At 72.2% G+C, this 13,928-nt stretch carries 12 protein-coding genes; 10 read left to right on the top strand and 2 right to left on the bottom strand.

Going from position 1 to position 13,928, the window contains the following annotated elements; translation table 11 throughout:
* Positions 1-473: 473 nt before the first annotated feature.
* Positions 474-1,016: a hypothetical protein gene (locus tag ACFYW5_RS32340; RefSeq protein WP_389420683.1), complete on the bottom strand. Its 543-nt coding sequence runs from the start codon at positions 1,014-1,016 to the stop codon at positions 474-476.
* A gap of 238 nt (positions 1,017-1,254) precedes the next feature.
* On the opposite strand from ACFYW5_RS32340, the gene fmt reads away from it, so the two are divergent.
* The 3 genes from fmt to ACFYW5_RS32325 all read left to right on the top strand — a co-directional run bounded on the left by fmt (position 1,255) and on the right by ACFYW5_RS32325 (position 4,183).
* A complete protein-coding gene (gene fmt, locus ACFYW5_RS32335) occupies positions 1,255-2,187 on the top strand; it encodes a methionyl-tRNA formyltransferase (protein ID WP_389420682.1) in 933 nt (310 codons plus the stop codon).
* A gap of 86 nt (positions 2,188-2,273) precedes the next feature.
* Positions 2,274-3,692: an RsmB/NOP family class I SAM-dependent RNA methyltransferase gene (locus ACFYW5_RS32330; RefSeq protein WP_389420681.1), complete on the top strand. Its 1,419-nt coding sequence runs from the start codon at positions 2,274-2,276 to the stop codon at positions 3,690-3,692.
* A gap of 71 nt (positions 3,693-3,763) precedes the next feature.
* Positions 3,764-4,183, top strand: a complete 420-nt coding sequence (locus tag ACFYW5_RS32325; protein WP_389420680.1) for a DUF6027 family protein — start codon at positions 3,764-3,766, stop codon at positions 4,181-4,183.
* Here the strand turns inward: ACFYW5_RS32325 and ACFYW5_RS32320 are convergent.
* Positions 4,134-6,281 (bottom strand): MMPL family transporter, encoded by a 2,148-nt coding sequence (locus tag ACFYW5_RS32320; RefSeq protein ID WP_389420679.1) that lies wholly within the window; start codon positions 6,279-6,281, stop codon positions 4,134-4,136. The genes ACFYW5_RS32325 and ACFYW5_RS32320 overlap by 50 nt on opposite strands.
* A 92-nt stretch (positions 6,282-6,373) precedes the next feature.
* On the opposite strand from ACFYW5_RS32320, the gene rpe reads away from it, so the two are divergent.
* The 7 genes from rpe to ACFYW5_RS32285 all read left to right on the top strand — a co-directional run bounded on the left by rpe (position 6,374) and on the right by ACFYW5_RS32285 (position 13,798).
* Positions 6,374-7,060, top strand: a complete 687-nt coding sequence (rpe, locus tag ACFYW5_RS32315; protein WP_389420678.1) for a ribulose-phosphate 3-epimerase — start codon at positions 6,374-6,376, stop codon at positions 7,058-7,060.
* Positions 7,061-7,138: 78 nt separating this feature from the next.
* Positions 7,139-8,182, top strand: a complete 1,044-nt coding sequence (locus ACFYW5_RS32310; protein WP_389420677.1) for a sugar-binding transcriptional regulator — start codon at positions 7,139-7,141, stop codon at positions 8,180-8,182.
* A gap of 105 nt (positions 8,183-8,287) precedes the next feature.
* Positions 8,288-8,578 (top strand): barstar family protein, encoded by a 291-nt coding sequence (locus ACFYW5_RS32305; RefSeq protein ID WP_389420676.1) that lies wholly within the window; start codon positions 8,288-8,290, stop codon positions 8,576-8,578.
* Positions 8,579-8,709: 131 nt separating this feature from the next.
* A complete protein-coding gene (locus tag ACFYW5_RS32300; protein ID WP_389420702.1) occupies positions 8,710-10,152 on the top strand; it encodes a GuaB1 family IMP dehydrogenase-related protein in 1,443 nt (480 codons plus the stop codon).
* 333 nt (positions 10,153-10,485) lie between these two features.
* Positions 10,486-11,955, top strand: a complete 1,470-nt coding sequence (locus tag ACFYW5_RS32295; protein WP_389420675.1) for an amino acid permease — start codon at positions 10,486-10,488, stop codon at positions 11,953-11,955.
* Positions 11,956-11,965: 10 nt separating this feature from the next.
* Complete coding sequence (locus ACFYW5_RS32290) at positions 11,966-12,418, top strand: Lrp/AsnC family transcriptional regulator (RefSeq protein WP_048581051.1); 453 nt, start codon at positions 11,966-11,968, stop codon at positions 12,416-12,418.
* Between the two features lie 189 nt (positions 12,419-12,607).
* Entirely contained in the window at positions 12,608-13,798 is a 1,191-nt protein-coding gene (locus ACFYW5_RS32285; RefSeq protein WP_389420674.1) for an MFS transporter, read from the top strand.
* Positions 13,799-13,928: the final 130 nt, after the last annotated feature.

The raw sequence follows: 13,928 nt of genomic DNA, 5'->3' as shown, positions 1-13,928 counted from the left end.
GCGCTGGTGCGGTTCCCATTGGTTTGCGGAGCCGGGGGGTGGGGGCGCTCGCCCGCGCTGGCGGGGTGCCTCCCCCAGCCCACCCGTGCCGCCCCAGCGGCGGCGGGCGGGGGATGAGGGCCGGTGTGCGGGGGGTGCCGTAGCCGCAGTGGCAGGGGTTTCGGGGCGCTTGCGCTGCCGGGCTCCTGGGCGGCTGAGCGCTCCATCAGCACGCCTCCTGGCAGCCGCGGCGGATGTGTCGGGTGCCGTGAGGAGTGGCTTGCGTGCGGGTCGATGGCGGCGATGAGGCGTGAGCGTCCGCTGGGGCGCGTAGCCCCGCAGCCGTGGGGATGGGTGCCGCAGGGGCAGGGGCAGGGGCAGGGGTTTGAGGGCTTCGGAGGTCCCGCGCTCGCGGGGTGAACCGGTGCGGAGATGTTTGTGCCCCCGGCCTCCCGGTGTCGGTGGGGGAGGGCGGGGGCGTGGGGGCGGGGGTGTCAGCCGTTGCGGGGGGACGGGAAGGCTGGGGGGCGGGGGTCTTCTCGGAGGGCGGGGGTCGTGGCCGTGGGCTGGGTGGGCATCGACCGTGCCGCGGGGACCGTGGGGACCGACGGGATGCCGGTGTTGACGCTCACCGTGCGGGTGGCCGTCGTCTCCGTCGTGCGCTCGGCCTCGGCCGCCGCCTGGGTCACGGCGCGGCGGGCGCCGTAGCGGCGGTGGACCGCCTGCTTGGTCACGCCGAGGGCGGAGCCCACCGCGTCCCACGAGAAGCCGAGTGAGCGGTCGAAGTCCACGGCCGCCGTCACCAGGGTCTCGACGCTGTCCCGCAGCTCCTGGGCGAGGCGTACCGTCGGGGCGGGAGCGCGTCCGTAGACGACGAAGCCCGTGGACGGGCCGGAGCGGCGCGGGCGGTAGACGTTGCCCAACTGGGCGGTGAGCGTGCGCAGTGCGTCCACCTGCCGGCGGACCCGCTCGATGTCCCGCACCAGCAAGTGCAGGCTGGCCCGAGCCTGGGCGTCGTGGGTTGCGTGGTCGGCCATGAACAAGCCTCTCGAACCGGCGTTGAAAAGGAGCGGGCCGCGCGATGTGCGGCCCGTTGGGGTCAACTCTTTCTTGACCAACGCGTAGACGCTCCGCTGGTCACGCAGAGGGGGCGTACCGGCATATGCGTGCGCCGGGGGTGCGGGGCTGCCGACGGCCCTCCCCTCGGCGGCCGCTTTCCCCCAATAGACTGGTGCGCTGCCCGACCCATCCCGACCGAGAGGCCCGCACCCACCCATGAAGCTCGTCTTCGCCGGTACCCCCGAGGTCGCCGTTCCCGCTCTGGACGCTCTTCTCGCCTCCGGGCGGCATGAGGTGGCCGCTGTCGTCACGCGGCCCGACGCTCCCGCCGGGCGAGGGCGCAGGCTCGTCGCCTCGCCGGTGGCCGAGCGGGCCGAGGAGGCCGGGATCGAGGTGCTGAAGCCCGTCAAGCCGCGGGACCCGGAGTTCCTGGAGCGGCTGCGGGAGATCGCGCCGGACTGCTGTCCCGTGGTCGCGTACGGCGCGCTGCTGCCGCGCGTCGCCCTCGACATCCCGGCCCACGGCTGGGTCAACCTGCACTTCTCCCTGCTGCCGGCCTGGCGCGGGGCCGCGCCGGTGCAGCACTCCATCATGGCGGGGGACGAGATCACCGGTGCCTCCACCTTCCTCATCGAGGAGGGCCTCGACTCCGGGCCCGTCTACGGCACCGTCACCGAGACGGTCCGGCCCACCGACACCAGCGGCGACCTGCTCACCCGGCTCGCCTTCGCCGGCGCCGGGCTGCTCGCCGCGACCATGGACGGGATCGAGGACGGCTCCCTGAAGGCCGTACCGCAGCCGGGCGAGGGCATCAGCCTGGCGCCCAAGGTCAATGTGGAGGACGCCCGCATCGACTGGAGCGCCCCCGCCCTGCGCGTCGACCGGGTCGTCCGCGGCTGCACCCCGGCGCCCGGCGCCTGGACCGTCTTCCGCGGGGAGCGGCTCAAGCTCATCCAGGTCCAGCCGGTGCCGGACCGGACCGACCTCGCCCCGGGCGCGCTCGCCGTGGGCAAGAACAGCGTGCACGTCGGCACCGGTTCGTACGCCGTCGAGCTGCTGTGGGTGCAGGCCCAGGGCAAGAAGCCGATGCGGGCGGCCGACTGGGCGCGCGGGGTGCGGATCGCCGACGGCGAGCGGCTCGGGGCCTGACCGGCCGCGCACCGGGCGCCCGGTGCGACGTACGCTGGACACGCACGTCCAGCACATGTCATCCAGCAACGCGGAGCACCTTTTTCGTGAGCGAGACCTCCCGTCGGCCCCGTAAACCCGGCAAGCCCTACCGGCGGCCCCAGAAGGACCCCGTCCGCTTTCTCGCCTTCGAGGCCCTGCGGGCGGTGGACGAACGGGACGCGTACGCCAACCTCGTGCTGCCGCCGCTGCTGCGCAAGGCGCGCGAGCAGGGGGACTTCGACGGGCGGGACGCGGCGCTCGCGACCGAGCTGGTGTACGGGACGCTGCGCCGGCAGGGGACGTACGACGCCGTCATCTCCGCGTGCGTCGACCGGCCGCTCAGGGAGGTCGACCCGCCGGTGCTCGATGTGCTGAGCCTCGGGGCGCACCAGCTCCTCGGCACCCGGATCCCGACGCATGCCGCCGTGTCCGCCTCCGTCGAGCTCGCCCGGGTCGTCCTCGGCGACGGGCGGGCCAAGTTCGTGAACGCCGTGCTGCGCAAGGTCTCCCAGCACGATCTCGACGAGTGGATCGAGCGGGTCGCGCCGCCCTACGACGACGACCCCGAGGACCATCTCGCCGTCGTGCACTCGCATCCGCGCTGGGTCGTCGCCGCGCTGTGGGACGCGCTCGGCGGGGGACGCGCCGGGATCGAGCGGCTGCTGGCGGCCGACAACGAGCGGCCCGAGGTGACCCTGGTCGCCCGGCCCGGGCGGGCCACCACCGAGGAACTGCTCGGCGAGGACGCGGCGGTGGCGGGGCGCTGGTCGCCGTACGCGGTGAGGCTGGCCGAGGGCGGTGAGCCCGGCGCCATCGAGGCCGTACGCGAAGGGCGGGCCGGGGTGCAGGACGAGGGGAGCCAGCTCGTCGCCCTCGCCCTCGCCCACGCGCCCCTGGACGGGCCCGACGCCAGGTGGCTCGACGGATGCGCCGGGCCCGGTGGCAAGGCGGCGCTGCTCGCTGCGGTCGCCGCCGAGCGCGGGGCCGTGCTGCTCGCCGCCGAGAAGCAGCCGCACCGGGCCGGGCTGGTGGCCAAGGCGCTCGCCGGCAACCCCGGGCCGTACCAGGTCATCGCCGCCGACGGGACCCGGCCGCCGTGGCGGCCCGGCTCCTTCGACCGGGTGTTGATGGACGTACCGTGCACCGGTCTCGGCGCCCTGCGGCGGCGGCCGGAGGCCCGGTGGCGGCGCAGGCCCGAGGACCTCGACGGGTTCGCGCCGCTCCAGCGGGGCCTGCTGGGCACCGCCCTCGACTCCGTGCGGGTCGGCGGGGTCGTCGGCTACGCCACCTGCTCCCCGCATCTCGCCGAGACCCGTGCGGTCGTCGACGACGTGCTCAAGCAGCACCCGGGCGCGGAGCTGATCGACGCCCGCCCGCTGCTGCCCGGCGTACCGGACCTGGGCGACGGGCCCGACGTCCAGCTGTGGCCGCATCTGCACGGGACCGACGCGATGTATCTGGCGCTGATCCGCCGCACGGCTTGACCGGCCGGGCGGTTGTCCCGGCCCGGCCCTCCTGCCGAGACTCGTGAGGACCGAGCCGTGCCGGGAGGCTGATGTCCTTGACCGAGGATCCGGATGTGTGGGCCGACGAGGACGGGCATGACGTCGTACGGCTGCGCCCCTGGAAGGGGGAGTGGACCGAGGCCGATCCGCACGCCGCCTTCAAGTCGGACGTGGTGGGGTACGGCCTGCTCGACCCGCTGGCCACGGTGCGCGGGATGTCCCGGAACCTGGACATCCCGGTCGGCGCCCTCGTCCGCTACGTCCTGGCCCGCTGGGCCTCGGGCGGCAGCGGGGGGCTGCTGGAGGTGGGGCCCGTCATGGTGCCCCGGCTGTGGGAGCCCGTCGCCGCCGCCGAGGAGGCGGACAGCGACGAGGAGCGGCTGCGCGCCTACCACCAGCTCCGCCAGATGATCGCCTGGCTCAAGGTCCCGCTGGACGAGCCGTCGGTGTATCCGCCGCAGCGGGACTGACCGAGCCGTCCTCCTTGGCCGGCCGGTGCGGCCACCACACCTTCGGGCCGACGTCCATGAACAGCGCCGGGACCAGGATCGAGCGCACGATGAAGGTGTCCAGGATGACGCCGAGCGCGACCGCGAAGCCGATCTCCGCGAAGGCGACCATCGGGAGCGTGCCGAGGGCGGCGAAGGTCCCGGCCAGGACCAGGCCGGCCGAGGTGATGACCGCGCCCGTCGCGGCGAGGCCGGTCACCACGCCCGCCCGGGTGCCCTGACGGGCCGCCTCCTCGCGGATCCGGGTGGTCAGGAAGATGTTGTAGTCGATGCCCAGGGCGACCAGGAAGACGAAGACGAACAGCGGGAAGTCCGTGGACTCGCCCGCGTAGTGGAAGAGTTGGCGGAAGGCGAGCGCGCTGAGGCCCAGGGCCGCCGCGAAGGACAGGATCACCGTGCCGATCAGCAGCAGCGGGGCGATCAGGGCGCGCAGCAGGACGCACAGGATCAGCAGCACGACGATCAGCACCAGCGGGATGATCAGCAGGTTGTCGTGCGTGGTCGCCCGGTCCATGTCCAGCAGGGCCGCCGTACCGCCGCCGACCTGGGCGTCGGCGTCCGGCACCGCGTGCACGGCGTCCCGGACCCGCTCCACCGTCTGCTGGGCCGCCTCGCTGTCGGCCGGGTCGGACAAGGTGGCCTCGAACAGCACCTTGCCCTCGAAGGACGGTTTCGTGCCCGGTGGCAGGCCCAGGGACTCCGGGACCACGCCCGGGGTCCGGGCGACCGCCTGGCCGACCTCCTCGGCCCGGTCCCGGTTGCTGATGACGACGAGCGGATCGCCGCTGCCCGCCGGGAAGTAGCGCTCGGAGACCTGCTGGCCGGTGATGGAGTCCGGGGTGCCGGTGAAGGCGTCCGCGTTGCCGATGCCCTCGGCGCGCAGCTGGATCAGGCCGAGGGAGCACAGCGCGAGGACCGCCGCCGTGACCGCCCACACCATGCGCGGCCGCACGGAGATACGGCGGCCCATGCGGGCCCAGATGCCCCGCTCGTGCGGGTCGGGGGCGCCGACGTGCGGGATCACCGGCCAGAAGATCCACCGGCCGCAGATCACCAGCAGTGCCGGGAACAGCGTCATCATGGCGAGCAGGCCGACCGCGACCCCGATCGCGGCGACCGGTCCGAGGCCGCTGGTGGAGTTCATCTCGGCGGCCAGCAGCACCAGCATGCTCAGCACGACGGTGGTGCCGGAGGCGATCACCGCGGGGCCCGCGCGGTGCAGGGCCAGTGCCATCGCCTCGTGCCGGTCCTCGTGGGAGCGCAGCTCCTCGCGATAGCGGGCCACGAGCAGCAGGGCGTAGTCCGTCCCCGCGCCGAAGACCAGCACGGTCAGGATGCCCGCGCTCTGGCCGTTCACGGTCAGGCCCGCGTGCTCCGCGAGGAAGTAGATGAGCGCCTGCGCGGTGAGCAGGGCGGCGATCACGGCGAGCAGCGGGATGACCAGCAGGGTCGGGCTGCGGTAGGTGATCAGCAGCATCACGATGACGACCGCCATCGCCGACAGCAGCAGGGTGGAGTCGATGCCCTCGAAGGCCTCGGCGAAGTCCGCGGACGTACCGCCCGGGCCCGTGATGTGCACGGCGAGGCCGCCGCCGCCCTCCCCGGTCACCGCCTGGATGTCGTCGACCGCGGGCGAGATCTGCTCCCAGCCCTTCTCGTCCATCGTGATCGGCACGTACACCTGGGCCGCCCGCGGATCGGTCTCCCGATCGTAGGCGGGCCCCCGGGTCTCGTCGCCGCGGATCCCGTGCGCGGTGAGCCGCTTCAGCTCCCGCACGTCCTCCGCGATCGCGGCCCGGTCCTCCGCCGTGAGTCCGCTGTCCCGGGCGTAGATGACGATGGCGGGGATCTGCTCCGGCCTGAAGTCCTCGGACATCTGCAGGACTTGGGTGGACTCGGCGGAGCCGGGCAGCCAGGAGGCGGCGTCATTGTCCTGGGCGTCGGTGAGCTTCTGGGCGAACGGCGCCGTAAGGAAGAGCACGATGAGCCACAGCACCAGGACGACCCACTTGGCCCGCCGCCCGCAGACGCGATGCGCAATCCCGCGCTTTCCGGTCATCGCCACCCCCGGGGCCGAGAGGATGCCGTGCACCGGAGCCCCCGGTAAGGGGCGCCACGACGATCCCCCGCGGGGCGTGGCAGAGTTGGGTCATGGCCGTGCAGATCAACCCCAGCATCCTGTCCGCCGATTTCGCCCGCCTCGCGGACGAGGCGAAGGCGGTCGAAGGAGCCGACTGGCTCCACGTCGACGTCATGGACAACCATTTCGTCCCGAACCTCACGCTCGGCGTGCCGGTCGTAGAGTCGCTGGCCCGTGCGACGGACACTCCGCTGGACTGCCATCTGATGATCGAGGCCCCCGATCGATGGGCGCCCCAGTACGTAGAAGCGGGGGCCGGTTCGGTCACCTTCCACGTCGAGGCGGCCGCCGCTCCGGTGCGTCTGGCCCGCGAGATCCGGGCCAAGGGTGCGCGAGCCTCCATGGCGCTGAAGCCCGCGACGCCCATCGAGCCGTACGAGGACCTGCTCCCCGAGCTCGACATGTTGCTGATCATGACGGTCGAACCCGGTTTCGGGGGACAGGCGTTCCTCGACATCATGCTCCCCAAGATTCGCCGCACCCGCGAGTTGATCAGCAAGCACGGACTTGAGCTGTGGCTTCAGGTGGACGGCGGGGTCTCGGCCACGACGATCGAGCGGTGCGCGGAGGCGGGCGCGGACGTCTTCGTGGCCGGCTCCGCGGTGTACGGGGCGGCGGATCCCGCCGAGGCGGTCCGCGCGCTGCGGGCACAGGCGGAAGGAGTGACCAAGTCCGCGGCCTGGGCATGCGACCACTGAACCAAGGGAACGTGAACGGCGCCCATCAGGGCGGACCCGGTGCGCCGGATCTGCAAGGATGAACGGCGAATCCAGAGTGTGAACAGTAGTGAGGAGATCGCCGTGTCGGGTATGTCGGCGGGCCGGTCAGCCATGCGGATGGGACCCGCTGAGCTGGTGCAGGCGGCGGCCATGGCCCGCCGCTTCTACCTCGAGGGGAAGTCCAAGATCCAGATCGCCGAGGAGTTCGGCGTCAGCCGCTTCAAGGTGGCCCGGGTCCTGGAGACCGCCCTCGAAAGGGATCTCGTGCGTATCGAGATCCGCGTCCCCGCCGAGCTGGACGCCGAGCGCTCGGACGCGCTGCGGGCCCGCTACGGCCTCAGGCACGCCGTCGTGGTCGAGTCGCCGGCGGAGGCCCAGGACTCTCCCGACCCGGAGAACCTGGGAGAAGTGGCGGCCGATCTGCTCGGCGAACTGGTGAACGAAGGTGATGTCCTGGGCCTGGCCTGGGGCCGCTCCACCATCCACATGGCGGCCGCGCTCGACCGGCTGCCGCCGTGCACCGTGGTGCAGCTGACCGGCGTGTACGACGCCGGGACCGCCGAGCGCGGCTCGGTGGAGGCGGTGCGCCGGGCGGCCCAGGTCTCGGGCGGCGACGCGCACCCGATCTACGCGCCGATGCTGCTGCCGGACGCGGCCACCGCGGCGGCGCTGCGCAACCAGACCGGGATCGCCCGGGCCTTCGAGTACTTCGACAAGGTCACGGTCGCCTGTGTCTCCATCGGTTCCTGGGAGCCGGGCATCTCCACGGTGCACGACATGCTCAGCGACCAGGAGCGGGCGCACTACGCCTCGCTCGGAGTCGCCGCCGAGATGTCGGCGCACCTCTTCGACGCCGATGGCCGCCGGGTCGGGCGGGACCTGGGCGAGCGGTGCATCACCGTCAAGGCCGACCAGCTCCGCCGTATCCCCGAGGTGGTCGCCATAGCGGGCGGGTCGCGCAAGGCGTCCGCGATCGACGCCGTGCTGCGGTCGGGGCTCGTCACCAGCCTGGTGACCGACACCTCGGCGGCGGACGTGCTGATGACGGCCGGGCCGACGCCCAAGCCCGCGCTCAACAGGTCTGATCCGGACGGAATCTGACGGAAGGTCAGGAGGGGATGGCCGTGGCCGCGGCGACGGAATGCCGCCGCGGTCCGTCCCCGCCGTGGCCGATGATCACCACGACTCGTTCCGGACGGTACTGAGATGGCGGAAGTGCTGGCCACGCTGGACCTCACCGGGGTCACCGACAAGGCGGGCCTGATGGACCGGTGCCTGCGGGACCTGGGTCTGCCGGACTACTTCGGCCGCAACTGGGACGCGCTGGCCGACGTCCTGTCCGATCCCGGCCTGTGGCCCGAGGGCCCGGCCATGGTCCTCGTACGGAACTGGGAGCCGTACGCCGAGGCGCGCCCCGAGGAGTGGGCGACCGCCCGTGAGGTTTTCTCGACCGGCTCGGCCGTCACCGTGGCGCTCGTCCTTGGAGGATCCTCCTAAGCGCCTCTGACCAGCCTGGATGAACAGACCGTGTATGGCGTACCGGTCGTCATGGGAGAATGAAGTACGTGCTCTTTCCCCCTGGCTGACCTGTCCGGGGGCCACCTCTGATCGACTGGGATGTGCAGCACGTGCGTTTCCTCAATGACATCCAGCCCCCGTACGACCTGACGTACGACGACGTCTTCATGGTGCCGAGCCGCTCCGCGGTCGGTTCCCGGCAGGCGGTGGACCTCAGCGCCCCCGACGGCACGGGCACCACGATTCCGCTCGTCGTCGCCAACATGACCGCCATCGCCGGCCGCCGCATGGCGGAGACGATGGCCCGGCGCGGCGGTCTGGTGGTCATCCCGCAGGACATCCCGATCGACGTCGTCACCGAGGTCGTCACCTGGGTCAAGAGCCGTCACCTGGTCCTCGACACCCCCATCGTGCTGGCCCCGCACCAGACGGTCGCCGACGCCCTCTCCCTGCTGCCCAAGCGCGCGCACAACGCCGGGGTCGTCGTCGACGACGACTTCAGGCCGGTCGGCGTGGTCACCGACGCCGACCTGAGCGGCGTGGACCGCTTCACCCAGCTCGAGGTCGTCATGTCCCGCGACCTGCTGCTGCTCGACGCCGACATCGACCCGCGCGAGGCCTTCAACACCCTCGACCACCACAACCGCCGCTACGCCCCCGCCGTCGACGCGGAGGGCAAGCTGGCGGGCATCCTGACGCGCAAGGGCGCCCTGCGGGCCACCCTCTACACCCCGGCCGTGGACGCCGACGGCAAGCTGCGCATCGCCGCCGCCGTGGGCATCAACGGCGATGTGGCGGGCAAGGCCAAGCAGCTGCTCGACGCGGGCGTGGACACGCTCGTCATCGACACCGCGCACGGCCACCAGGAGTCGATGATCAGCGCGGTCAAGCTGGTGCGCGCACTCGACCCGCAGGTGCCGATCGTGGCCGGCAACATCGTCGCCGCCGAGGGCGTCCGCGATCTCATCGAGGCCGGTGCCGACATCATCAAGGTCGGCGTCGGACCCGGTGCCATGTGCACCACCCGCATGATGACGGGCGTCGGCCGGCCGCAGTTCTCCGCGGTGCTGGAGTGCGCCGCCGAGGCGAAGAAGTACGGCAAGCACGTGTGGGCCGACGGCGGCGTCCGGCACCCGCGCGACGTGGCGATGGCCCTCGCGGCCGGTGCGTCCAACGTCATGGTCGGCTCCTGGTTCGCGGGCACCTACGAGTCCCCGGGCGACCTCCAGCACGACGCCCAGGGACGCGCCTACAAGGAGTCCTTCGGCATGGCCTCCGCGCGCGCGGTGCGCAACCGTACGTCGGAGGAGTCGGCCTACGACCGGGCCCGCAAGGCGCTGTTCGAGGAGGGCATCTCCACCTCGCGGATGTTCCTCGACCCGGCCCGTCCGGGCGTGGAGGACCTGATCGACTCGATCATCGCGGGCGTCCGCTCCTCCTGCACCTACGCCGGTGCCGGCTCCCTGGAGGAGTTCGCCGAGAAGGCCGTCGTCGGCGTCCAGAGCGCCGCCGGCTACGCCGAGGGCAAGCCGCTGCACGCCAGCTGGAGCTGACTGCCCCTGCCTCACGTACGGCCCCCGTCGTTCCCCGCCCGGGAACAGCGGGGGCCGTTCTGCGTGCCCCCCGAAAACTCCCGTCAAAAGGCCCCGGCGAAGGTCATCGCGCAACGGTCGAAAGCCGCCGTGCAACGAACACCCACCCAGGCCGGAAGTACGCAATGATCATGCGGGTATGCGCAAGGTTGCTGCATTTCATCAGCAACGCCCCACCTCATAGGCTGTCGCCTCGTACGTGGCGTGGCGGGGACCCCGCTCGGTGGGTCCCTGCTTCGAAGGGGTACCGCCTGTCCCTGCCGCCCTGACCGGCAGCGATGAAGGAGCCAGCGCGTGCTCGACCAAGGCGCACCCCCGCACGACCCAAGCCAGACCGCCCCCGCGTCCCCGGGGCTCGGCGCGCGCCTGATGCGACGCAAGCCCGTGGAAGCCCTGGTCGAGGAGGGTGGCCAGGGCGAGGGAGGCTCGCTGCGGCGCTCCCTGGGCCTGTGGCAGCTCACCATGATCAGCATCGGTGCCACCCTCGGCACCGGCATCTTCGTCGTCCTCGGCGACGCCGTCCCCGAGGCCGGTCCCGCCGTCACCCTGGCCTTCGTCATAGCGGGTCTCACGGCACTGTTCTCGGCCCTGTCCTACGCGGAGCTCGCGGGCAGCATCCCGGTCGCCGGATCCTCGTACTCGTATGCGTACGCAACGATGGGCGAACTCGTCGCCTGGGTCTGCGGCTGGTGTCTGGTGCTGGAGTACGGCGTCTCCGTGGCCGCCGTCGCGGTCGGCTGGGGCGAGTACCTCAACGAGCTCCTCGACGGCACGATCGGCGTCACCATCCCCTCCGCGCTCTCCTCGGCGCCCGGCGAGGGCGGCATCATCAACCTGCCCGGGCTGCTCGTCGTCGTGCTGGCGATGGTCTTCCTGCTCGGTGGCGTCCGGGAGTCGGCCCGCGCCAACACGATCATGGTCGCGGTGAAGATCGCCGCACTGGTGCTGTTCTGCGCGGTCGGCTTCATCGGCTTCAAGTCCGGCAACTACGAGGACTTCATGCCGCTCGGCATGGCGGGCGTCAGCGCCGCCGGTGCCACCCTGTTCTTCTCCTACATCGGCTTCGACGCCGCCTCCACCGCCGGTGAGGAGGCCAAGAACCCCAAGAAGGACCTGCCGCGCGCGATCATGCTCTCGCTGATCATCGTCACCGCGCTGTACGTCCTGGTCGCCGCCGTCGCCGTCGGCGCCTGGAACTGGACCAAGTTCGAGGGCTCCGAGGCCTCCCTCGCGGCGATCATGAACGACGTCAGCGGCCAGTCCTACTGGGGCACCCTGCTCGCGCTCGGCGCGGTCATCTCCATCGCGTCGGTGGTCCTCACCGTGCTGTACGGCCAGACCCGCATCCTCTTCGCGATGTCCCGCGACGGCCTGGTGCCCAAGGCGCTCGGCAAGGTGGACCGCAAGACCGGCACCCCTCGTCTGAACACGGTCCTTGTCTCGCTGTTCTGCGGTGTCCTCGCCGCGCTGATCCCGCTCGGCAAGCTCGTCGACGCCACCAGCATCGGCACGCTGTTCGCCTTCGCGCTGGTCAACATCGCGGTGATCGTGCTGCGCTACCGGCGCCCGGAGCTGGAGCGGACCTTCAAGGTGCCGTTCGGTCCGGTGTTCCCCGTCCTGGGCTTCGCGTTCTGCGCGTACAACATGTTCAGCCTCGACACCGTGACCTGGGTGGTCTTCGGGTGCTGGATGGCGGCCGGTCTCGTGTTCTACTTCCTGTACGGCTACCGCCGGTCCCGTCTTGCCGTGTCAGAAGTGAAGTGAACCACCCGCAGTGCTGAACGATCTCGACGAACGCATCGTGCACGCCCTCGCCGAGGACGCCCGCCGCTCCTACGCGGACATCGGGCAGCTCGTCGGCTTGTCCGCGCCCGCCGTGAAGCGGCGCGTGGACCGGCTGCGCGCCACCGGAGCCATCACCGGATTCACGGTGCGGGTGGACCCGTCGGCGCTCGGCTGGGAGACCGAGGGGTTCGTCGAGATCTACTGCCGGCACAACACCTCGCCGGACACCATCCGGCGAGGGCTCGAGCGCTATCAGGAGGTCGTGGCCGCGTCCACCGTCACGGGTGACGCGGACGCGGTCGTGCAGGTCTTCGCCTCCGACATGCGCCACTTCGAGCGGGTGCTGGAGCGGATCGCCGGGGAGCCGTTCGTGGAGCGGACCAAGTCGGTGCTGGTGCTGTCACCACTGCTGAGGCGCTTCTCCTCGGGCTCGCCCACCTAGCCGGGGCGCCCTTCCGCGGCCTGTGGTGCGGCGGTGGCGTCCCTCCCGGAAATCTCCGTGCACGGGAGGACCGGACCGGCCTACTATCGAGCCATGACCTGGCGACATTGATCCATAACCCGTCGTGCCTCCCGAGGGCCGCCTCGGACGCCGTACCCCGCGTCCGATCCGCCCCTCAGGGAAGGCCTCATGACACTCTCACCCGCGCGCGTGCCCGCCACCGGCAGCCTTCGCCGGCTCACTCGCACGCTGTACGGTTACGCGTTCCTCGACGATCTCGTCCTGCTCTACCCGCTGTACGCCCTGCTCTTCGCCGACAGCGGGCTGTCGCTGTGGCAGATCTCCTCGCTGTTCGCCCTGTGGTCGCTCACCGGCGTCGTCCTGGAGGTGCCCTCCGGCGCCTGGGCCGACGCCGTCTCCCGCCGGGCGCTGCTGTGGCTGGGCCCGCTGCTCAGCGCGGCCGGCTTCGCCCTGTGGGTGCTCGTCCCCTCGTACTGGGCCTTCGCGGCCGGCTTCGTCCTGTGGGGCATCAGCGGAGCGCTGGGCTCCGGTGCGCTGGAGGCCCTGGTCTACGACGAACTGGACCGGCTCGGCGCCGCCGACCGCTACGCGCGCGTCATGGGCCGGGCCCGGGCGGCGGGGCTGCTGGGCGTCATGGCCGCCATGGCGGCGGCCGGTCCGGTGTTCGCGCTCGGCGGCTACCAGGCCGTGGGCGCGGCCAGCGTCGCCGTCTGTCTGCTGGCCGCGCTGACGGCGAGCCGGTTCCCGGAGGACCCGGCCCGGTCCAGCGACGGCGAGGGCTGGGCGGCGACCCTGCGCACCGGCCTCACCACCGCCCGCCGGGACCGCTCGCTGCGCGGCGCGCTGCTGCTCGTCCCGGCCGTGGCCTGCGTGTGGAGTGCCCTGGACGAGTACTCACCGCTGCTGGTCCGCGAGACCGGCGTGCCCGACGGGTTCGTGCCCTACGCCCTGCTGCTGATCTGGGCCGCGGTCACCGCCGTCAGCCTGCTGGCGGGCCCCGCCGAACGGCTCGGCACGACCGGCTTCACCTGGTTGATCGCGGCCTCCGCCCTGGCCCTGGCGCTCGGCGCGCTCACCCGCACCCCGGCCGGCCTCGCGCTGATCGCCGTGGCCTTCGCGGGCTTCCAGCTGGCGACCGTCCTCGCCGACGCCCGCCTCCAGCACCGCATCGAGGAGGGCGGCCGAGCCACCCTCACGTCCGTCGCGGGCCTGGGCACGGAACTGCTGACGGTCCTGGTGTACGGCGCCTACGCGGCGGCCGGTGACCACGCCTCCCACGGCACGGTGTTCGCCCTGTTCGCGCTGCCGTACCTGGTGGGGGCGCTGATCCGAGGGGCGGCCGCCAAGGCCCGGCGCTGACCGGAGGCCGCGCAACGAATCGCCGCGCCCGGCCCGGAGCACGCAACGTTCCGCTCACGAGCGCGCAACGGCTCCTGCTTGTCCGGCCGAGCGCGGCGACCGTACCGTCTAGGGGACCCCTTGAACCCCC

The sequence above is a fragment of the Streptomyces sp. NPDC002779 genome, assembly GCF_042888685.1.
GTDB lineage: Bacteria > Actinomycetota > Actinomycetes > Streptomycetales > Streptomycetaceae > Streptomyces.
Note: the sequence above shows the minus strand (reverse complement) of the source record. Positions and strands in the feature narration are given on the sequence as shown.